Origin of the sequence: Neotabrizicola shimadae, from assembly GCF_019623905.1 — a bacterium.
Taxonomy (GTDB): Bacteria; Pseudomonadota; Alphaproteobacteria; order Rhodobacterales; family Rhodobacteraceae; genus Neotabrizicola; species Neotabrizicola shimadae.
The window spans coordinates 2,063,672-2,083,464 of record NZ_CP069370.1; the positions used below are offsets into that span (position 1 = coordinate 2,063,672).

The following is a 19,793-nucleotide window of genomic DNA, read 5'->3' on the forward strand; positions in this document are numbered from 1 at the left end:
GCTCCCTGTTGTTGTTCTTTGTCAGTCGGATAGAAGGTCGCCGTCCCGCACCACCTCGGTGCCCGCCACATGGGCCAGGCCCTGGCCGCGCAGGCAGGACTTCCACAACTCGGTGCGGAACAAGATGCCCGCGTTGGGCGCGCGCACGGCCATGCGCAGGCGCGTCATCGGATCGGTGACTTCAGCGATCACCTCGCCTTCGGCCACGCTGTCGCCGGGCCGGGCAATCCATGTCACCACGCCGCCCTGGGGCGCGATGGCTTCGCCCGCGCCGCCGAGCGGCAGGTGCGGCGCATCGGGGTGCTGCGGTGGCGCGTCCCAGCCGGTGAGTGCGCCGACGGCCGCGAGGTAGGACATCAGCCCGCGCGCATCGGCGGCGGCGAGGTCGTCGGAGACGTCGAACTGCCCACGGTATTCCAGCGTGGTCGAGAAGCAGCCGGCGGGGATCGGATGATCGGGGAAGCGGTCGCGCAGGCGGGCCCAGGGCACTGTATGGGCCTCGTCGAAGGCATTGCCGCCCGAAACCTCCTCGATCAGCGCGACCTTTGCGCCGGTGCAGCGGCACAGGAGCGAGGTATCCGCGGGCCGGGCGGGCGAGGCGTAGAGGTGCATCACCGCGAAATGATCGCAGTGCAGGTCAAGCACGTGGTCGGCGTCTATGGACCAGTCCATGAGCGCCAGTTGCCCGCGGACCATGGCGGTGCGGGCCTTCTCCGTTTCCTCCGCCAAAGCGGTGCGCAGTGCCGTGCGGATGAGGGCGGCATTGCCCGCGGCATCGTCGGTCAGGCGGCCTTCGACCAGGTCGCCGGCGCGGGGGCCAAACGCGGGATAACCGCGGTTGAAGTTGTGCAGCGTGTCGAATTCCTGCCGGCCAAGCGGGCGCTGGAAGGCCCATTGCGACAGCCCCACGGGGTTGGCGGCGGGCACCACCAGGATTTCGCCCCGGATGCCGCCCTGCGCCTCGACCGCATCGAGGTGGGTCATCAGGTGCTGCAGCACCAGAACACCCGGCATTTCGTCGGCGTGAAGGCCGGCTTGCAGATAGACCTTGGGCCGTGCGCCTTCGGTGCCATAGCGCAGGCAGGCGATGCGGCGCGATGTGCCGGGGCTGTCGCCGCCGAGCTCTGCCCAATCGGTCTTCATGTCTGATCTCCGATCGGCCCGAGGACGGGCTCCAGCAGGTCCAGGCAGGCTGCCTTCGCGCCTTCGGGGGTCAGGCCCGAGGGATCAAGGCAGAGTTCGAGCCAGAGCCCATCGACGAGGGCAATCAGGGTCATGGCCATCGCATCGGCGTTGACCTTGCGCCCATTCGCCGCCGCATGACGGGCCACGGCTTCGGAGACCACGGCGCGGTAGCGGGCGTAAAGCGTGCGGTGTTCGTCGCGCAGCGTGCCGCCGGTGGCGATCTCGCTCCAGATCGCGAGCCAGACGTTCAGGGTGTCGCGGCTGTAGTTCGCCGGCGAGAAGAGGTGATCCAGAAGTTCGGGCAGATGCGGTGGCGCGGCATCCGGCGGAGAGATGGCATCCAGAAGCGGCCGATAGACCGCTTCGTAGACCTTGGCCAGAAGTCCGTCCTTGCCGCCGAAATGGTGCGTCACCAGCCCGCGTGAGGCGCCCGAGACCTTGCAGATGTTGTCGATGGTGAAGGCGCGGATGCCGCCTTCGGCCAGCACCTGCATCCCGGCCTCTACCAGCATCGCCGCGCGGACCTCGCGGCCAAGGCGGCGGAAGCGGGGGCCGGGAGCCGCGCCGTCAGACATGGTCCCTCGCGATCTGTTCGTCCCAGGCGCGGTGGAAGACCACCTTGCCGTTCTCGCTGACCCAAAGCTCGGTCTGCAGGCGGAAGTGGGTGGCGTCGCAGGTCAGGCGTCCGGTGCTGCGGTGCCCGACCTTGGCATCGGGGCGCTGGATCGAGACTTCGTATGCCGTCTCGGTCTCGGCGCTGAGCGGGTCGCCATCGGTCAGGATGTGGCGGACATGGCCGGCCGAAGTGACGGTCTGGCCGATGTCCTGGAAGGTCACCGCATAGGTCCACCGCGGGAAATCCACCACCATCCGGCCGCTCAGCAGGTCATGCGTGACGCGGCGGGGATGGTCGGACGCGACGGAGTCATGCGTCTGTGGCGTGTCAATGCCCTTCACCGGCGGGTCGAACACACGCAGACCCGCATCTTCTACCCGAGGCGCGCGCACTGGCAGCACCAGCGCCGACCCCGCGCAATCCACCGTCAGCGTCGCCAGTTCCGGCGATGGCCAGGCAATGGGCCAATAGGTCGAGGACAGCGAAACGGCGACGCGATGCCCGGCCGGGAAGGCATGGCCGATGTCGTCCAGTTCCACCTCGACCTCGTAGAACCGGCCCGGCTCCAGGGTCTCGGGGTGTTCGTGGCTGTTGCGGTGGGTAAGGTTCAACATGCCGAGGCAAACGCGGGTGGAGGCCCCGTCCGGCGCCACATCGTTCAGCCGCACAGAGGCCAGCGCCATCGGCTTGTCTGCCGCGATCCGCAGCCGAAGCCTGGGCGCACCGAGGATGTCCATCCGTTCGGGCAAGGGTTCCGACAACCACACCAGCGAGCCGGCATCGTCGATGCGCTGGTCCATCGGCCAGTCGGCATCCTCGCCATAGCGACCAACCTCGCCCGCTGTGAGCCCGACCCAAAGCGGCGATTTCACCGCACGCTGACCCGGCGTCCCGTCGAAGCCGCCCCCCGCGCCCAGGGGCCAGGTTTCGCCAGGGATGCGGGGCGAGGGCCAGCGGTCCTCGCCCACCCAACGTCCCGCCCGTTCGGTGTAGCAGGTCGAGGGCGCGGCGCTTTCCTGGATCCAGGCGCGCATCATCGGTTCTTCCATGATGCCGGTGTCGCGGCCCTTCATCCAGTGGTCGCACCAGCGCACCACCTCTTGCAGCCAGCCGATGGCCGGTTCGACCGTCACGTCATGCGGGTAGGAATGGGCCCAGGGACCGATCAGCCCGCGCCGCGGGCCGGACAAGTCCGCCAGAAGGCGCGGCACGCTTTCGGAATAGTTGTCGGCCCAGCCAGAGACGGCATAGACCGGCACCTTGACCTTGGAGAAATCCTCGCAGATCGAGCCGTGCTTCCAATAGGCATCCCGGCGCTGGTGGCGGAACCAGATATGCGCCCAGGGTTCATTCGCCTGCATCCGCTGGCGCCACATCTCGCGCCAGGCGTCGCCCACGATTGCGGGATCGGGCGGCAGGTCGTTCTGGGCCAGCATGGTGGCGGACCAGTCGAAATTGTCCTTCGACAGGCAACCGCCAATGTAGTGCACGTCGGTGGCATAGCGGTCGTCGGTGGAGCCGACCGTGATGACCGACTTCAGCGCCGGCGGTTGCAGCGCGGCGATCTGCAAGCCGTTGAAACCCGACCACGATATGCCGATCATCGTGACCTGGCCGTCGCACCAGCCCTGATCGGCGATCCAGCCGATCAGATCGCATCCATCCTGAAGCTCTTGCGCGCTGTATTCGTCATGCAGCACGCCTTCGCTGTCGCCCATGCCGCGGATGTCCACGCGCAGGCAGGCATAGCCCTGCGCCGCAAGCCAGCCGTGCATCGACTGGTCGCGGGTGCGGGTGCCGTCGCGGTAGCGGTAGGGCAGGTATTCCAGGATGGCCGGATAGCGCCCGGCGCCCTTGGGCCGCCAGAGCTTTGCCGCCAGACGGGTGCCGTCCGGCAGCGGGATCATCAGACCTTCGACGATTTCGACCCGGTCGAGCAGGTCTTGCACTTGTACGGCCATTCGGCACCTTCCCTGTTGTACGATCATGCAACAAGGAAAGCGCCGCTGTCCACCATCTATCTGTGCGCTTGACCCAGGGTCAGAGCCATTTGTCGTAATCGCTGACCAGAAGGTGCCAGGGCGCCTCGTCCTCGTCGATCTCGGCGAAGCGGCCGATGGGCTCGCGGAAGATGTTGTCGGTCAGGTCGTCGTTCACGGTCGAGACTTCGCCGATCAGCACATCTCCGCCCTCGCCCCAGAAGGCGTGCCAGTCGCCCGGCATCAGCGTGACGCTTTCGCCCGGCGCGAGCTTCAGCTTGTCGCCGGGGCCATAGGGCCGTTCGATCCCGTCGCAGCGCACCAGGCCGCCACGGTCCCAGGCGAAGTTGCCCTTGTCGTCGCTGCCGTAAAGCTCGACCACCAGGGTCGCGCCGCCGCGGTTGATTATGTCCTCGGCCTTGATGACATGGGTGTGCATGGGCGACAGCTGGTCCTGCCGGCTGATCAGCAGCTTTTCGGCATAGCACATGCCGCCGCCCCGCTGCAGGTCGGACAAGAGCCCGTTGCGCAGAGTGAACAGGAACAGCCCCATCTCGTCGAACCGGCCCTGGCCGTAATCGGTGATGTCCCAGCCGCAGCGCCCGTCCACCACGCGGCCAGCAACCGCCTTCTTCGCGCGGAACTCGTCGGGCGACCAGTTGGCGAAGGGGGGAAGGACAAAGCCGTAGTGGCGGATCATGTCGTCTGCCGCCCGCATGATTTCGTTGATGCGCGACCGTTTCATGGCGTCCTCCCTTGGTAGCGATAACGTTTCAGTAGTCCTGTCTGGCGCGCCTGCCAAGGCGGGGACGGTTGAACCGCGCGGTTTCCTGGCGGATTCCGCTTTAGTCGGCGATGGCCTCGTCCGTCTTCTGCAGGAACCGGTGGATCAGCAGGGCCGCCGCGACGATCAGGCCCAGAAGGAAGCCCAGCCAGATACCCGGCGCGCCGAGGCCGCCCCAATGCGCCAGCATCCAGCCGAGCGGCAGGGACAGTACCCAGTAGGCCAGGATCGAGACGCCGGCGGGCCAGGCGGTATCGGACAGGCCGCGCAGCGCGCCCATCATGGTGGACTGCACGCCATCGACCAGCTGGAACAGCGCGAAGACAAGGAACATGGCCGCCGCCACCTCGATCACCGCGGGATCGTCGGTGATCAGCGCCGCGATCTCGCGGCCAAAGAGACCAAGCGCCAGCGCGGCCAGCGCCAGCCAGACCGTTGCCACCAGAAGCGCCGCGAGCGCGATGGCGCGCAGCGTGCCGGGTTCGCCCGCGCCGCGTGCCTGGGCCACGCGGATCGCCACCGCGCCGGCAATGCCGAGCGGCACCATGTAAAGGACGCCGCCCACCGTGCCGGCCACCTGGTTGCCTGCAAGCGCCACGGTGCCGAAGGCACCGATCAGAAGCGTCGCCACCGTGACCGACCCGGATTCCACCACGTAAAGCACGCCAAGGGGCGCACCTTCGCGTAGCGCCGCCGTGATCTCGACCCGGTCCAGCGACCGCCGCAGCCGCAGCCGTTTCATCGAGGGGGCATAGCGCCAGTAGCCAAAGGCGAAGGCCAGAGACAGGGTTTCGGCCAGAAGCGAGGCGATGCCCGCCCCGGTCAGGCCAAGCGCCGGGAAGGGACCGGGGCCGTAGATCAGAAGCCAGTTGAACGCCACGTTCATCAGCACCGCCGAAAAGGCGAAGGCCGCGCCGGTCCAGGGCCGTTCGACCGCCTCGAAGGTGGCCTTGAACACGGTCAGCACGGCATAGGGGATGAGGTAGAGGCAGATCAGGGCCCAGTAGGCCGGCACCGCCTCCAACACTTCCGCCGGCTGGTCCAGGTAGGGCAGCGCGAACCACATCAGCCCCATCGCCCCTGCCGCGGCGATGCCCACGCCAAGGCCAAGTGCCAACCCATTGTGCAGGATATGGGGGATGCGCCGGCCCTCGCCCGCGCCCCAGGCCTCGCCCACCCGCACCGACAGCGCCGACAAGAGCCCCCAGACGGCTGCATACAGCAGCCCCGCCCCTGCCCCGGTCAGACCTACGGCAGCCAAGGGCACTGCGCCAAGCGGCGCCAGCATGACGGCATCGGCAACGCCGATCAGCGTGGCGGCGGCAAGGCCCGCGACGATGGGGAAGACGAGCCGGAGGATTCCCGGAAGTTCGGTGCGGATCTGCGACAGCATGGTTGCACCGGTGGGGCCCTTCACATACGGTTCGTATGTGAAATCTCTACCCACATACGGCCCGTATGTCAACTGACCGCCCCTCTCGCGCCGACCGCGCGCAGGACACGCGCGAAAGGCTTGTCACCGTGGCACGCCGCGCCTTTGGCGAACGGGGCTATGCTGCGGTGTCGCTGGATTCGTTGGCGGCCGAGGCAGGCGTCACCCGCGGAGCGTTGCATCACCATTTTACCAACCGCGAGGGCCTGTTCGAGGCCGTGCTTCGACGCATCGATACCGAACTGGCCGAGGGCTGGGGCGACGCCGCCGCGCCGCATGACGACCGCTGGACCGCGTTCCGTGCGGGATGCCACCGCTATCTGACCGATGCGATGGACCCGGGCCGCCGCCGCATCCTGTTCCAGGATGCGCCGGCCGTGCTTGGCACACGCGCCTTCGACATCCTGATGGAATCGGGCTTCAGCGAGATGGTGGCCACCTTCGCCGCGCTGATCGCAGAAGGAAGGCTCAAGCCGGTCGATCCCACCGCGCTTGGCCACATGCTGAACGGTGCGGCGCTGAACCTGGCCGACTGGGCGGCGGGCGACGAAAGCCGCCTGCCAGCGGCGCACCAGGCGCTGGCCAGCCTGTTCGACGGGTTTGAAGCCTCAGGCGCTTTGCCGGAACTGGGGCCGCTCTCCTGCGGCCCAGGCACGCACGGCATCCCCGAAGGCGCTGAACAGCACCCGTGAGACGGGGTCCTGCGCGGCGTTCCACTCCGGATGCCATTGGACCGAAAGCGTGAAGCCCGGCGCGTCCTGGATGTAGATCGCCTCGGGCGTGCCATCCCCGGCACGCCCGTCGATCACGATGCGCTGGCCGGGCCGGCAGATGCCCTGGCCGTGCAGCGTGTTGGTCATTACTTCTTCCGCGCCCATCAGACGGGCAAACACCCCGCCCGGCGTGAAATGCACCGCATGGCGCAGCGCGAACCGTTCCTCGATCGTGCCATCTGGCGGCATCCGGTGGTTCATCCGGCCGGGCAGTTCGCGGATCTCGGGGTGCAGCGTGCCCCCCATGGCCACGTTCACCTCCTGGAAGCCGCGGCAGATGCCAAAGAAGGGCTGCCCCCGTTCGACGCAGGCGCGCACCAGGGGCAGCGTGATCGCGTCGCGGCAGCGGTCAAAGGCACCGTGGGCCGGCGTCTCTTCCTCGCCATACTCGCTTGGGTGCACGTTCGGGCGCCCCCCGGTCAGCAGGAAGCCGTCGCATAGATCCAGAAGTTCCTCGACAGAGACGAAGCGCGGGTCGGTCGGGATGATCAAGGGCAGGCATCCCGCCACATCTGCCACGGCGGTGGAGTTCATCGTGCCGCCCGCATGCACCGGATAGTGCTCGTTCAGCAGGGTCATGTTGCCGATGATGCCGACGACGGGGCGCCGCTTGGCCGAACGGGTCATGGTGTGATCGCGCTTCGTGACAGGTTTGCGACAGGATACGCCCGCCCCTTCGGCATCGGAAGGGGCGAAAGCCACGGAAACCGTGCATTTCCGCACCGGTTGCCCGCATTTCGGGCAGTGCGGGCGGATCGCGGGCGACGGTGTCACGCCGGTGTGACTTGCGAGGTCGCCGCGCATCGCTTCCCCTTGGCCTGTCACGCCACAGAAAGGCACCCGCATGTCCGCCCGAATGCTCGGCCTCGCCCTGCTCCTTGCGACCTTCCTCGCTTTGCCCGCCCTGGCCCAGACCACAGGGGGCACGACAGACCATTCCGGCCACGACATGTCGGCCATGGCCGATGACGCGCCCTCGACCGCCGCCTTCCGCGAAGCCAATGCCATCATGCACCGCGACATGGACATCGCCTTCACCGGCAATGCCGATGTGGATTTCGTGCGCGGCATGATCGCCCACCACGAGGGTGCCATCGCCATGGCCAAGGTCGAACTGCAATACGGCACAGACCCCGAGGTTCGCAAACTGGCCGAGGCGATCATCACTGCGCAGGAAGGCGAGATCGCCTGGATGAAGGACTGGTTGGCCGCGCAGGGCGAGTAAGGCTTGCGCTGCGCCCGGCCAGGGGCTTTCCTTTCCCGAACCGGGAGGAAACGATGCATGTCCTGATCCTTGGCGCCGGCGGCATGATCGGTCGCAAACTCGCCTCTGCCGTTGCCGCGCAAGGCATCGGCGGCCAGCCGGTCAGCGGCCTGACGCTGGCCGATGTAACTGCGCCGCCGGTGCCGGCCTTTCCCGGTGCGGTTCAGGCCATCGGGCTGGACCTGACCGCAGCGGATGCCCCTTCCCGGCTGCTGGACGGCCGACCGGAGATCATCTTCCACCTTGCCGCCATCGTCTCGGGCGAGGCCGAGGCCGATTTCGACCGTGGCTATGCGGTGAACCTGGATGCCACCCGGCGGCTTCTGGACGCGATCCGGATGACGCCCGGCTATCGGCCGCGCTTCGTCTTCGCCTCGTCCATCGCCGTCTTCGGTCGCCCCTTCCCGGAGGTGATCCCCGACGACTTCGCGCCGCAGCCGCTGACAAGCTATGGAACGCAGAAACTGATCACCGAGCTTCTGGTCAACGACCTGAGCCGGCGCGGCATGATCGACGGGCTGTCGATCCGTCTTCCCACGATCTGCATCCGCCCCGGCGCGCCGAACAAGGCGGCTTCGGGCTTTTTCTCGGGTATCCTGAGGGAACCTCTTGCTGGCCTGCCGGCGGTGCTGCCCGTGGCCGATACGGTGAAGCACTGGTTTGCCAGCCCACGCGCCGCCGTGGGTTTCTTCCTTCACGCCGCGACGCTGGATACGGCAGCCCTTGGGGCCAACCGCGCGCTCACCATGCCGGGCCTTGCCGCCACCGTGGCCGAAGAGATCGAGGCGCTTCGCTCTGTCGCCGGGCAGGCAGCGGTGGACCTGATCCGGCGCGAGCCCGATCCCGTCATCGCCCGCATCGTGGACGGCTGGCCTCAGGCGTTTGCCGCCGACCGGGCGCGTGCGCTCGGCTTCCAGGCCGAAACGCGGTTTGACGAGATCCTGCAGATCTACCTGACCGAGGACGCCCCGTCCGTCTCCGCCAGATAGGCCAGGGCAATCTGGCGCAGGCGGGCCGGGGTGAAGGCCGGCCCGTGGCCGCCGTGGCCGATGCGGAAGTCGATCTCCATCAACCGCGCCATCGTCTGGCGGTATTCGGCAACCGAGGCACCGGGAATGTCGTCCACCAGTTCGTCGTCGTAGATGGCATCGCCGGTCAGGAAGAGCCCGTCGCGCTCGTCCAGAAGGGCCAGGCAACCCGGCGAATGGCCCGGCAGGATCAGGACGGTGAACTGCCGGTCGCCCAGCTCGATGCGGTCGCCTTCGCGCAAGGAATGAGTCAGGGGCGCGGGCGCGAGGCGCCACTGATCCAGCCGGAACCCGGGCTCAGGCTGCGCCGTCAGGGCGTCGGGCCAGCCGCGGAACACGCCTTGCAGGGTGCCCGGTTCAGCCATGTCGGCGAAGACATGTGCCTCGGGCTCCGGCCCCCACCGGCTGGCGAATTCGTGGAAGCCGCCGACGTGGTCCACATGGCCGTGGCTTGCCACGGCGATCACCGGTTTGCCCGTCGGCGGCAGGGCGGGCCGAAGGGGAGTTACGCCCACCCCGAAGTCGAGCTGCAGGTCGGCATCGCGGCCGAGGAGGGTGTAGAGGTTGGCGCGGAACATCGGGTCGACATGGGGCTCGACGGTCAGGAACAGGCCCGGTTCGACCTCATGCGTCTGAAACCACCCCATGTCCGTCACCTTGCGGAAATCCCCTGCCCCGGTCGCAATCAGCCAAGCATGGCGGTCGCGGGCGGTCCAGCCTGATCGGAAACCGAGGCAGGCCAGAATGACCCTTCCCCCCCACCGACCCCTGATCGGGGTGGCCTTCATGCTGGCGGCCATGGCGATCCTGCCGGGGATCGACGTGATCGCCAAGCTTCTGGGACAGGGGGGTCTGGCGATCCTGCAGATCGTCTGGGCCCGCGTGGCGTTCGGGGCGCTGCTGACCCTGCCCTTCGCGCTGAAGATCGGGGGGCGGGCGGGGTTGCTACCCGACCGGCCGGTCTATCACCTGTTCCGCGCGGGGTTCCTGATCGCGGCCACCTTCCTGTTCTTCACCTCGCTGAAGACCCTGCCCATTGCCGATGCGCTGGCGATCTTCTTCGTCCAGCCATTGATCGTGACGGTCCTGTCGGCCCTTGTCCTGCGCGAGGAGGTGGGGCCGCGGCGGTGGACGGCGGTGGCGATCGGGTTCGTGGGGACGCTGATCATCATCCGGCCGGGGCTCGCGGTGTGGAACCCCGGCAGCCTGTATGCCCTGGGCGCGGGGACTTGCCTGGCGATCTATTTCGTGATGACCCGCTCCATCTCGGGCAGTGCCCATGCCATAGTCACGACCTTCCAGACCAATGCGATGGGGACGCTGATCACCTCGGTCGGGGTCTGGGCGGTGTGGCAGGCGCCCACGGCGGGGGAGTGGGCGATGTTCGCGGCGCTGGGGGCCATCGCGACCTTCGGGCACTATCTGATCGTGCGGGCCTATGACCATGCGGAGGCCTCGCTGCTGGCGCCCTTGGCCTATACCGAGATGGTGACCTCGACCCTGCTGGGGTGGTGGGTCTTTGGCGACCTGCCGGATGGATGGACCTTCCTTGGGGTGGCGATCCTGATCGGCTGCGCGGTCTATATCTCGGTCCGGGAGAGGCAGGCGAAGGGGCGGCTGGAGGCGCCGCCCGAGGCGATCGAGACGCCCTGACCGGGGGCGTCCGAGCTCGGACGCTTGGGTGGATCGCGGAAAATCAATGGGTTGCGGACGCGGATTAACTTGGACTTAACATTTGTCCGAGGCTGCGCCTGACCCGCACGCCCATGGCCCGACCAAGTCCCGGTCAATCGGGGCCGAACTCGGCCCGCCGCGCGGCGATGGCATCGACGATGGCGCCGGACACCGCCGAAACGCGGCGCGAGGCCGCAAGGTCCGCCTGGGTGACCAGATAGACGGGGCGTTCCATCGCACCGCCGTCGGGCAGGCGGTCCGCGATCAGGCGCAGTTGCGCGGGCCGGGCCAGGAAATGCGGGAGGACAGCCAGCCCCAGCCCCTGCCGCACGGCCTGAACCTGCGCCTCGAGCGTGTTGACGGAAAGCCGGGGCGTGTCGGGGCCGGCGAAGGCCCGCGACCAGGCGAGCACCGTGCCGAGACTGACATGATCGGGCCAGGACACATGACGCGCGGGCGCGGCCCCCGTAGGCGGGCCGTAGAGGCCAAAGCCCATCACCACCACCTGCCGCACCAGAAGGTTGCCATGATCCGGGTGCACCATTCGCAATGCGAGGTCCGCGTCGTGGCGGTGCAGGTTCACCGTCTGGGTGCTGAACAGGATTTCCACGTCGAGGCCGGGATGCGCCGCCAGCAGAGGCGCCAGGGCGGGCACAAGAAGCGGCGTGATCAGGCTTTCGATGCTGGCGACGCGGACATTGCCGCGGATGCGGTCCTGTTCGTCCGCCGCGTGCAGAAGGCCGGCCAGCGCCTCTTCGGCGGCTTCGGCGCGCGGCAACAGGGCCTTGCCCTGATCGGTCAGGACATAGCCGCTTTGGTGACGCAGAAAGAGCGGCACGCCAAGGGCCTGTTCGAACCGTTCAATGCGCCGGGACACCGTGGCCACGCCGGCGCGCAGGCGTTGGGCCGCGCCGGTCAGGCTGCCCTCTCGCGTGAGCGCGAGGAAAACGCGCAGATCATCCCAGTTTGGTGTCATGATGTTCCGATATCGGAAAACGGATTTTTGCTATTTTCCATATTCGGGCGATCCGAGGAAGCAGATTGTCACGGGCATCCAAAGCAGAGGGTTGCCGATGACCGACATATCCATGATCCCCCGCCAGAACCTTGAGAGAAACGCCTTGATCCTGAGCGGGTTGGCCGCGGTGTTCTGGGGCACGAATTTCGAGGCGACGCGGATCGTTCTGTCCGAGGCGACGCCCTGGACAGCCGCGGCGCTGCGGTTTGGTCTTGCCGCGCTTGCCGCGCTTTGCTGGCTGGCGATGACAAGCGGGCTGGATTTCACGGTGCTGCGGCGCAATGCGCTGGCCTTTGCGATGCTTGGGCTGATCGGCATCGCCGGCTTCAATGCGGCGCTGTTCCTGGGGATGAAGAGTTCCAGCCCGGTCACCGCAGCCCTGATCATGGGCACAACCCCGTTGACGACACATCTTCTGGAAGCCGCGATGCGCCGCCACCGGGTGGGCGGGCGGGTTCTGGCCGGCATGGGGATCAGCCTGATCGGCCTTGCTCTGACGGTGGGCGCGTTCCGGGGCACACATCTGGCAGCGGGTGATCTGATGATCGCCGGGGGAAGCCTTGCCTGGGCGCTTTATACCATCGGGTGCCGTCGCTGGGTGGTGAAGGCCGCGCCGATCGACACCGCCGTCTGGACGATGATCTTCGGCGCGCTGGCACTGATGGTGATCGCCTTTGAGCAGGAGGAACCTTTCCGCGTGCTTGCCGGGGCATCGCCGGTCTTCTGGCTGGCCAGCCTGCACATGGCGCTGATCGGCACGGTTCTGGCCTATGTGTTCTGGCAGACCGGTATTGCCGAGCGTGGCGCGGCGGCGACTTCGGTGCTGTTCAATCTTGTTCCGGTTTCCGCGCTGGTCGTGGCTACGGGGTTCGGGCGGATGCCGGACTGGTCGCAGGCACTGGGCGTGGCGGTGGCGATCTTCGGGGTCTGGCTTTCCAGCCGGGCCGAGCCGCAGGGTGACCGGTCCTGGGGCAATCGCATCAGGCCGGCTTGTCCGGGGCGGTGAACCAGTCCTTGTAGCGGGCGCGCAGTTCGGCCTTCTGGACCTTGCCCATGGCGTTGCGCGGCAGGTCGGGCACCACCACGGCGGCCTTGGGCTGCTTGAACCTGGCGAGGCGGTCGCGGATGGCATCGACCGCCGCCGCACCGTCCAGCCCTGCCCCACCGGACAGGACGGCAAAGACCGCCTCGCCGAAATCGGGGTGCGGCAGGCCGATCACGGCGCTTTCCTTCACGCCCGGCACCTCGTCGAGCAGAAGCTCGACCTCCTTGGGATAGACGTTGAAGCCGCCCGAGATGATGAGGTCCTTCGCGCGCCCAACAATGGTGACATAGCCCCGGTCATCCACGACGCCCACATCGCCGGTGATGAACCAGCCATCGGGGCGCAGTTCCTCGGCCGTCTTTTCCGGCATCCGCCAATAGCCCTGAAACACGTTGGGGCCGCGCACCTCGATCACGCCGACTTCGCCCGGGGGCAGTTCGCGGCCATCGGCCATGATGCGCAGGTCCACCCCCGGCAGGGGAAAGCCCACCGTGCCGGCCCGCCGTTCGCCCTCGTAGGGGTTGGAGGTGTTCATGTTGGTTTCGGTCATGCCGTAGCGTTCGAGGATGCGGTGGCCGGTCCGGTCTTCGAAGGCGCGGTGGGTTTCGGCAAGAAGCGGCGCGGAGCCCGAGACGAAGAGCCGGATGCCAGCGACGAGATCGCGGGTGAAGCGGGGATCGTCCAGAAGCCGGGTGTAGAAGGTGGGCACGCCCATCATGGCGGTGGCCTGCGGCAGCCAGTGGATCATCGCTTCCTGGTCGAAGCCGGGCAGGAAGATCATCGACGCCCCGCTGAGAAGCACGGTGTTGCCGGCCACGAACAACCCGTGCGTGTGGAAGATCGGCAGGGCGTTGAGCAGGATGTCGCGGTCGGTGAAGCGCCAGAGATCGGCGAGGACACGGGCGTTGGACAGAAGGTTGCGCTGGCTGAGCATCGCCCCCTTGGAGCGGCCGGTCGTTCCGGACGTGTAGAGAAGCGCGGCCAGGTCATCCTCGCCCCGGTCGGCCGGGGTGATGGTGCCGGGCTGGCCCGCTGCGCGGTCGGCCAGGGTGCCGGTGCCATCGGCCGCCAGGGTGAGCACGCGCGCGCTGCCCGCGACCTGGGCGAGATCGGCCTGACGGGCGGGATCGCACAGGAAGACGCGCGGTTCGGCATCCCCCAGGAAATAGGCGACTTCCGCCGGGGTATAGGCGGTGTTGAGCGGCAGGAACACCGCGCCAAGCGCCACGGCGGCGCCGTAGACGGCGAATGCCTCGGGCGACTTTGCCACCTGGACGGCCAGCCGGTCGCCCGGCCCCACGCCTTCGGCCCGGAGCGCATGGGCGAAGCGCGCGACCATGGCCAGGAAGGCATCGCCCGAGATCGTGCGCCCGTCGGCGAGGATGAGAAGCGGGCTGGCGCGGCCTGCGAGCGGGGCGAAGAGCGCATCGAACATCGGGTTGGGCATGGCGGTTCTCCCTTGCGGCAGGGCCTGATTGCCACGGGCCGCGCCGGGGCTCAACCGCGATGGCCGCGGGCCGGGGGCAACTCGCGCGGAAAGCAGGCACGAAAATACACCGCGCCCGTCCCGGTTGTGCCCCATTGCTGCCCCGCTTGGCCGGTCAGATCACCCCAAGCGACAATGACACGCGCCCAGAAAGGACCCAAGTCATGAAAGCCTTCTTCGCCCGGTTCCGCCGCGCCAGCGCCTCGCCGGACATGTTCGACCGCCGCCTTGGGCTTCTGTCGGCCCGGGTGCCGAGCCGCCTGCCGGCGACCGGCAAGTCGGTCTTCAGAATGATGGCGTGACGCCCGGCAGCCGAAGCGCCGAGATCAGGTCGCGCACCTCTTGCCGGGCCGCGACATGGGACATGTTCAGGTGATCGACACCTGTGTCCTTCAGGTCCAGGAGCGTCAGGCCCCTGGGGAACAATTCGCGGAAGATCACGCGCTCGGCAAAGCCGGGGGCCACGCGGAAGCCGATGCGGCGTGAGAGATCTTCCAGCGCCGCGCCCACCTTGCGCTTGTTGTGCATCTGCTGGGCGCCGAGGCGGTTGCGCAGCACGATCCAGTCGATGGGCTTCAGCCCGGCCTGCGCCCGCAACTGGCGCGCGGACCAGACCATTTCCGAATAGATCGACGGCCCGGTGACGCGACCCGATTCCGCGTCGATATGGGCGAGCAGGTCGAAATCCACGAAGCTGTCGTTCAAGGGTGTGACCAGCGTGTCGGCCAGCGAATGGGCCACCTGGCTGAGGCGGGTGTGGCTGCCGGGGCAGTCGATGACCACGAAATCCGAGACCGGCTCCAGCGCCTCGACCGCGGCGGACAGGCGGGCGTCATAGGGGTTTTCGCCTTCGGGCAGCACGCCGGGGTCGATGTCGGGCAGGTCGCGGTAATCGGGCGTGGGCAGGTCGAGGCCCGAGAGCGCAAGCCAGGCGCGGCGGTTCTCGATGTAGCGGCCGAAGCTCTTCTGGCGCAGGTCGAGATCCAGCGCGCCCACGCGGTGGCCGAGGCGCGCCAGGGCCGTGGCGACATGCATGCAGGTCGTGGATTTGCCCGACCCGCCCTTTTCGTTGCCCACCACGATGATATGCGCCATGACCGACCTCTGCCCGGATGCGGGAGAGACCTATACGCAGCGCCGGGCGCAAGGGGAAGCCGTCACGACACGGGCTGGTCGCAGCGGACTTGCGGACGCTCGCAGCGGATGAGCGGCCAATCCTGCCGGCCCCAGCAATAGCCGTCGGTGCTCAGGCGCAGGATCCAGACCGGGCGCTGGCCTTCGGCGGAGCGTTCGGGGCTGCCTTCCAGTTCCAGAAGCAGGGTGGTGTCGGTCGCGCCTTCCAGGTCGTAGCGGTCCACGCTGCGCATCCGGCCCTGCGCATCGGGCGTGGGTTCGGCCCAGGTGAAGAAGGCATGGGGCGGGCTGTCGATGAAGCTGAGCCGGTGCGGGTTGGCCGTGCAGGACAGCGCCGGGTCTTTCGCATCGCCGTAAAGCCCCGCAGCGCGGTCAAAGACCGATTGCGCCGCGGCGGGGGCGGCACAGAGGGCAAGCAAGGCTGTGAGCGCCGCGCGTCGCATGGCGCGAGCATGGCGCAGCTTCGGGCGACGCGGAAGGGGTCAGCTGCGCGGCTCTGGCGCCGGTTCGGCTGCCGGGCGGCGCGGACAGGGCGGCGGGACCGGGGACAAGGCCAGCGGCCCGTTGCAGCCCAGGGGGGCCTGGGTGGCGTCGCGCGACCAGGCGTCGAGGCCTCCCGTCAGGCAGGTGATCCAGAATCCGCAGGCTGTGGCCATTCGCGCTCTCCTTCCTTGATCCGGTGAGAGGGAAACGGCGGCGCGGGCGGTTTCCGTCGCGGCAGAGTGCGGAAAAGAAAATGGCGCGCCGATTGCGGCGCGCCCTTCTACTGTCCCTCGCGGATGGCTCAGAAGCCGAGGCCCGCGTACTTGTTCTTGAACTTCGACACGCGACCGCCGGTGTCCATCAGTTTGGCCTGCTGGCCGGTCCAGGCCGGGTGCGACAGCGGGTCGATGTCGAGCGACATGGTGTCGCCTTCCTTGCCCCAGGTGGTCTTGGTGCGGAAGGTGGTGCCATCGGTCATCTTGACCTCGATGGTGTGGTATTCGGGGTGGATGCCCTCTTTCATCGCGGCGCTCCTTATTCCGACTTTTCTTTGTAGTTGGCCACTTCCGCGATGCGGGCGGATTTGCCGCGGCGCGTGCGGAGGTAGTAGAGCTTGGCGCGGCGGACCTTGCCGCGGCGCACGACCTCGATCGAGTCGATGTTGGTCGAGTAGAGCGGGAAGACGCGTTCCACGCCTTCGCCGAAGGAAATCTTGCGGACGGTGAACGAGGCCGCGATGGTGGCGCCGCCCTTGCGGCCGATGCAGACGCCTTCATAGGCCTGCACCCGCGACCGCGAGCCTTCCGTCACCTTGTAGCCGACACGGATGGTGTCGCCGGCCTTGAAGTCCGGGATCGTCTTGTTGAGCGCGGCGATCTGTTCCGCCTCAAGCTGCGCGATGAGGTTCATGCGCTTCAGTCTCCATTTGCCTGCGGTGTTCCGCAGAGGTGATGCCGACCCAGAGCTCCCGGTCTTCGTTCGGGTCCCCGCCTGGATGGGCGAGCCCGCCGGAGTTGGCGCCTGACTTGTTTAGGCCGCCCCCTTGCCGGCACCCGGACGAAGAACCCCGGGACAGGGCAAAGGGAATCGGGTCCGATGGGCGAAGCCCCGGACCGGGCGCGTATAGGCGCGCGCAGGCCGGGGGTCAAGCGGCGGTTGATCGGCTACAGCCCGCAGGCCTGCCGGATGGCGATCTGTACCGGCGAGGGCGGCAGCGCCGGATCGAAGCCGAAGCGCGGCAAGAGCGCCGGCTGAGCAAGGAAGCGGGGCTGAGGCCCCCGGACCGGCTGCGCCGCATGGACCAGGAAGGGATGGCACAGGAAGACGGTGCCGGCCGGGCCGGTGGCCTGAACCTCGGCGCAGCTGGCGGTTGTCGCGAAATCGTCGGTGGCCAGTTCGCCCAGGGTCATGCCCTCCTCACCTCGCGGCAGCAGCTGACGCGCGATGTGCTGATGCGATCCGGCGCGCAGCCGCGTCGGGCCATCCTGCGGGCCAGTGTCTGAGAGCAGGAAGAGCATCAGAAGCGCCCGCCCGCGGCTTTTCACATTCACCCGCCAGCGCAGGAAATCCGGGTCCTCGGTGCCGAACGACGGATCGACGTGCCAGCCGAGATCACCGGGATCGCCCGCGACCGGGAAGCGCACGGGGAATGTGCCAAGTCCGGGCGGGGGCAGCCAGCGCCCTGCCCCGGCCAGCTGGTTAAAGGCCGCATGGAGCCGCGGGGTGTTGGCCGCCCGGACAAAGGGCGGGTCAGTGCGGAAGCCAACCCGCAGTACGGGGCGGGTCCAGCCCGCGGCATTGTCGGGGGCAAGCCCCATGGCCTGCCAAAGCAGCGCCCGGCCTTCGGCGGCATCGGCAGGGTCGAAGGCGCCTTCAAGCGCGACATAGCCCTGGCGTATGAATTGGTCGATGTGGTCCGGCCCAAGGCCGGCGGAAGACGCGGAATTCATGTTCATGATCCTGTTTTCGCCGACAGCACAGGGCGCCGGCATTGCCTGAGGACGCGCCCTTGGGCACGCGCAACCCTTCGAGGGTCAGGCCAGAGGGAAGAAGGTGGACATGAACATCATGCGTCCAGACTAGGCCCGGAAGTCGCGGCAGGCAAGGGCCTCAACCCGACCGGCCTTGCCGGCGCAGCCAGGTCGACCACAAATCCGGCCGCCGTTCCTTCGTGATCCGTTCCGCCTCGGCCCGGCGCCATTTTGCCACCTCGGCATGGTTGCCGCCGGTCAGCACGGGCGGGATTTCGTGGCCTTCCCAGACGGCGGGGCGGGTGTATTGCGGGTGTTCCAGGAGGCCTTCCGAGAAACTTTCCTCCTCGGTCGAGGCCTGGTTGCCCAGGACCCCGGGCCTGAGCCGCACCACGGCGTCGATCATCGCCTGCGCGGCGATCTCGCCGCCGGTCAGGACGAAATCGCCCAAGGAGATCTCTTCGATCTTGCGGGCTTCCAGCACGCGCTCGTCCACGCCCTCGAACCGGCCGCAGAGAAGCGTGATGCCGTCGCAATCGGCCAGCCGCCGGGCGGTGGCTTGCGTGAAGGGGCGGCCACGGGGCGAGAGGTAGATCACCGGCCAGCGGTCGCGCGGCAGGGCAGTGGCGGCGGCGGTCAGCGCGCGGTCCACCACGTCGGCGCGCAGCACCATGCCGGCGCCGCCGCCTGCCGGCGTGTCATCGACGTTGCGGTGCTTGCCCTCGCCGAACTCGCGCAAGGGGAAGGTCTTCAGCGCCCAAAGCCCCATCTCCAGCGCCTTGCCGGTGAGTGACAGGCCAAGCGTGCCGGGGAAGGCCTCGGGGAAGAGCGTGATGATCCGCGCCTCCCAGGCGCCGCGCACCACGCGCGTTTCCTCCATCAGGTCGCGGGGTTTCAGGCTCGCCTGGATGGAGAAGCGGCCATGGCTTTTCGGGCGGTCGGGCGTATCGGTCATGGCGCGGGGTTATCGGTCCATTCCTCTTCGCCCGCAAGCGCGCGCGCGCGGTCCCGGCGCGCGCGGGTCATGCGGTACTGCGCCACGCGCAGCGCGTGCAGCGCAGCTTCGGCCGGCGTGCCGGCATGGGCGCGTTCGGCATGGCGCAGGAAGACATTGCTCGGCCCGTCCCAGTAGGCCTCGGGATCGGCCTCGAGCAGGGCGGCATAGCGTTCGGCAAACCGGGCGGTGGCCACCGGATCGTCGCGCACCAGCATGAAGGCGGTGCAGGGCGCCTCTTGCCCCTGCAATTCCATCGACAAGGCCGGGTCAGTGGCGAAATCCACCAGCGCGGTGGACAAGGCCGGTGTCAGGCCCTGGTTGACCTTCACGTCGCATACAGCACGCAAGAGCTGCCAGGCCGGAGCGCGACCATGAAGGGCGCGCAGGTCGGTCTCGCCCGCCTCCAGCCGCGCGCGGATGCGCGCGACCTCGGCATCGAGTTCGGCCTTGCGGCGGTCGTCCTCTTCCCGCGCGCGCTGCCCTTGCAGGGCAAGCCCGTTGATCTGCGCCAGGGCATCGTCCAGCAGCGCATCGAGCTTTTCCGCCTTGACCGGATCCCAGATCAGCCGGGTGAGAGGGATCGACAGGGCCGAGAGTGCCACGGGCAGCGCCGGGTGGATCACGGGCAGGAAGCCCGCGACGCCGCCGATGCCGCGACCGAGGCCGAAAAGCAGAAGCACAAGCAGCGCCTGCACGGCCAGTTGCACCAGCGCGCCGATCCAGATGCGCGGCTGGGTCCAGGCGGAGGCCGCACGCGGGAAGGCCGCGGGACGCATGACGATGGACCACAGGAGAAAGGTCAGGATGAAGACGGGCACGGCAGCCCAGGCCTGCCCCGCGAGCCCGGCCAGAAGGGGGCCGAGGTACAAAAGCGCCGTGGCGCCCATCGCGAGCCTGATCTTGCCTTGCATTCCGCCCCCCTTTT

The 19,793-nt window shown here is 68.1% G+C and carries 23 protein-coding genes; 6 read left to right on the forward strand and 17 right to left on the reverse strand.

Annotation, left to right across the window (positions count from 1 at the left end; all coding sequences use genetic code 11):
* Positions 1–21: 21 nt before the first annotated feature.
* The 5 genes from JO391_RS09930 to JO391_RS09950 form a co-directional block, all read right to left on the reverse strand.
* A complete protein-coding gene (locus JO391_RS09930; protein WP_220664370.1) occupies positions 22–1,143 on the reverse strand; it encodes a succinylglutamate desuccinylase/aspartoacylase domain-containing protein in 1,122 nt (373 codons plus the stop codon).
* Positions 1,140–1,760, reverse strand: a complete 621-nt coding sequence (locus tag JO391_RS09935; protein ID WP_220664371.1) for a TetR/AcrR family transcriptional regulator — start codon at positions 1,758–1,760, stop codon at positions 1,140–1,142. Before JO391_RS09935 ends, JO391_RS09930 begins: the two co-directional genes overlap by 4 nt.
* Positions 1,753–3,762, reverse strand: a complete 2,010-nt coding sequence (locus tag JO391_RS09940; protein WP_220664372.1) for a CocE/NonD family hydrolase — start codon at positions 3,760–3,762, stop codon at positions 1,753–1,755. Before JO391_RS09940 ends, JO391_RS09935 begins: the two co-directional genes overlap by 8 nt.
* Positions 3,763–3,841: 79 nt before the next feature.
* A complete protein-coding gene (locus JO391_RS09945) occupies positions 3,842–4,525 on the reverse strand; it encodes a D-lyxose/D-mannose family sugar isomerase (protein WP_220664373.1) in 684 nt (227 codons plus the stop codon).
* A gap of 100 nt (positions 4,526–4,625) precedes the next feature.
* A complete protein-coding gene (locus JO391_RS09950; RefSeq protein ID WP_220664374.1) occupies positions 4,626–5,957 on the reverse strand; it encodes an MATE family efflux transporter in 1,332 nt (443 codons plus the stop codon).
* Between the two features lie 65 nt (positions 5,958–6,022).
* Here JO391_RS09950 and JO391_RS09955 point away from each other — a divergent pair, with 65 nt between their 5' ends.
* Complete coding sequence (locus JO391_RS09955) at positions 6,023–6,688, forward strand: TetR/AcrR family transcriptional regulator (protein WP_220664375.1); 666 nt, start codon at positions 6,023–6,025, stop codon at positions 6,686–6,688.
* Here the strand turns inward: JO391_RS09955 and JO391_RS09960 are convergent.
* Positions 6,605–7,396, reverse strand: coding sequence for a gamma-glutamyl-gamma-aminobutyrate hydrolase family protein (locus JO391_RS09960; RefSeq protein WP_220664376.1), 792 nt, complete (start codon positions 7,394–7,396; stop codon positions 6,605–6,607). The two genes, JO391_RS09955 and JO391_RS09960, sit on opposite strands and share 84 nt — an antisense overlap.
* 217 nt (positions 7,397–7,613) lie before the next feature.
* Here JO391_RS09960 and copM point away from each other — a divergent pair, with 217 nt between their 5' ends.
* Together copM and denD are read left to right on the forward strand one after the other, a co-directional pair.
* Complete coding sequence (gene copM / locus JO391_RS09965; protein WP_220664377.1) at positions 7,614–7,994, forward strand: CopM family metallochaperone; 381 nt, start codon at positions 7,614–7,616, stop codon at positions 7,992–7,994.
* Between the two features lie 53 nt (positions 7,995–8,047).
* The gene (denD, locus tag JO391_RS09970; RefSeq protein ID WP_220664378.1) at positions 8,048–9,022 is read left to right on the forward strand and encodes a D-erythronate dehydrogenase; all 975 of its coding nucleotides are present in this window, start codon (positions 8,048–8,050) and stop codon (positions 9,020–9,022) included.
* Here denD and JO391_RS09975 read toward each other — a convergent pair.
* Positions 8,983–9,708 carry an MBL fold metallo-hydrolase gene (locus tag JO391_RS09975; protein WP_220664379.1) on the reverse strand — a complete coding sequence of 242 codons (726 nt, stop codon included), beginning with the start codon at positions 9,706–9,708 and terminating at the stop codon, positions 8,983–8,985. The genes denD and JO391_RS09975 overlap by 40 nt on opposite strands.
* A gap of 97 nt (positions 9,709–9,805) precedes the next feature.
* Here JO391_RS09975 and JO391_RS09980 point away from each other — a divergent pair, with 97 nt between their 5' ends.
* Positions 9,806–10,714, forward strand: coding sequence for a DMT family transporter (locus JO391_RS09980; protein ID WP_220664380.1), 909 nt, complete (start codon positions 9,806–9,808; stop codon positions 10,712–10,714).
* A 133-nt stretch (positions 10,715–10,847) separates the two neighbouring features.
* On the opposite strand, the gene JO391_RS09985 is transcribed toward JO391_RS09980, so the two are convergent.
* Positions 10,848–11,711: a LysR family transcriptional regulator gene (locus JO391_RS09985; RefSeq protein ID WP_220664381.1), complete on the reverse strand. Its 864-nt coding sequence runs from the start codon at positions 11,709–11,711 to the stop codon at positions 10,848–10,850.
* 97 nt (positions 11,712–11,808) lie between these two features.
* On the opposite strand from JO391_RS09985, the gene JO391_RS09990 reads away from it, so the two are divergent.
* Positions 11,809–12,759, forward strand: coding sequence for a DMT family transporter (locus tag JO391_RS09990; protein WP_220664382.1), 951 nt, complete (start codon positions 11,809–11,811; stop codon positions 12,757–12,759).
* Here JO391_RS09990 and JO391_RS09995 read toward each other — a convergent pair.
* Entirely contained in the window at positions 12,734–14,245 is a 1,512-nt protein-coding gene (locus tag JO391_RS09995) for a malonate--CoA ligase (protein ID WP_220664383.1), read from the reverse strand. The two genes, JO391_RS09990 and JO391_RS09995, sit on opposite strands and share 26 nt — an antisense overlap.
* A 203-nt stretch (positions 14,246–14,448) precedes the next feature.
* On the opposite strand from JO391_RS09995, the gene JO391_RS10000 reads away from it, so the two are divergent.
* The gene (locus JO391_RS10000) at positions 14,449–14,586 is read left to right on the forward strand and encodes a hypothetical protein (protein ID WP_220660356.1); all 138 of its coding nucleotides are present in this window, start codon (positions 14,449–14,451) and stop codon (positions 14,584–14,586) included.
* On the opposite strand, the gene JO391_RS10005 is transcribed toward JO391_RS10000, so the two are convergent.
* The 8 genes from JO391_RS10005 to JO391_RS10040 all read right to left on the reverse strand — a co-directional run bounded on the left by JO391_RS10005 (position 14,570) and on the right by JO391_RS10040 (position 19,779).
* Positions 14,570–15,379: a division plane positioning ATPase MipZ gene (locus JO391_RS10005; protein WP_220660357.1), complete on the reverse strand. Its 810-nt coding sequence runs from the start codon at positions 15,377–15,379 to the stop codon at positions 14,570–14,572. The two genes, JO391_RS10000 and JO391_RS10005, sit on opposite strands and share 17 nt — an antisense overlap.
* A gap of 62 nt (positions 15,380–15,441) precedes the next feature.
* Entirely contained in the window at positions 15,442–15,861 is a 420-nt protein-coding gene (locus tag JO391_RS10010; RefSeq protein ID WP_220660358.1) for a hypothetical protein, read from the reverse strand.
* Positions 15,862–15,900: 39 nt separating this feature from the next.
* Positions 15,901–16,074: a hypothetical protein gene (locus JO391_RS10015; protein WP_220660359.1), complete on the reverse strand. Its 174-nt coding sequence runs from the start codon at positions 16,072–16,074 to the stop codon at positions 15,901–15,903.
* 128 nt (positions 16,075–16,202) lie between these two features.
* Positions 16,203–16,424, reverse strand: coding sequence for a 50S ribosomal protein L31 (gene rpmE / locus JO391_RS10020; protein WP_220660360.1), 222 nt, complete (start codon positions 16,422–16,424; stop codon positions 16,203–16,205).
* Positions 16,425–16,435: 11 nt separating this feature from the next.
* Positions 16,436–16,810 (reverse strand): 50S ribosomal protein L19, encoded by a 375-nt coding sequence (gene rplS / locus JO391_RS10025; RefSeq protein ID WP_220660361.1) that lies wholly within the window; start codon positions 16,808–16,810, stop codon positions 16,436–16,438.
* A 254-nt stretch (positions 16,811–17,064) separates the two neighbouring features.
* Positions 17,065–17,856: a phytanoyl-CoA dioxygenase family protein gene (locus JO391_RS10030; RefSeq protein WP_259444662.1), complete on the reverse strand. Its 792-nt coding sequence runs from the start codon at positions 17,854–17,856 to the stop codon at positions 17,065–17,067.
* A gap of 154 nt (positions 17,857–18,010) precedes the next feature.
* Positions 18,011–18,826, reverse strand: a complete 816-nt coding sequence (gene trmD, locus JO391_RS10035) for a tRNA (guanosine(37)-N1)-methyltransferase TrmD (RefSeq protein WP_220660362.1) — start codon at positions 18,824–18,826, stop codon at positions 18,011–18,013.
* Positions 18,823–19,779, reverse strand: a complete 957-nt coding sequence (locus JO391_RS10040) for a hypothetical protein (RefSeq protein ID WP_220660363.1) — start codon at positions 19,777–19,779, stop codon at positions 18,823–18,825. The genes trmD and JO391_RS10040 overlap by 4 nt, the downstream gene beginning before the upstream one ends.
* Positions 19,780–19,793 lie beyond the last annotated feature (14 nt).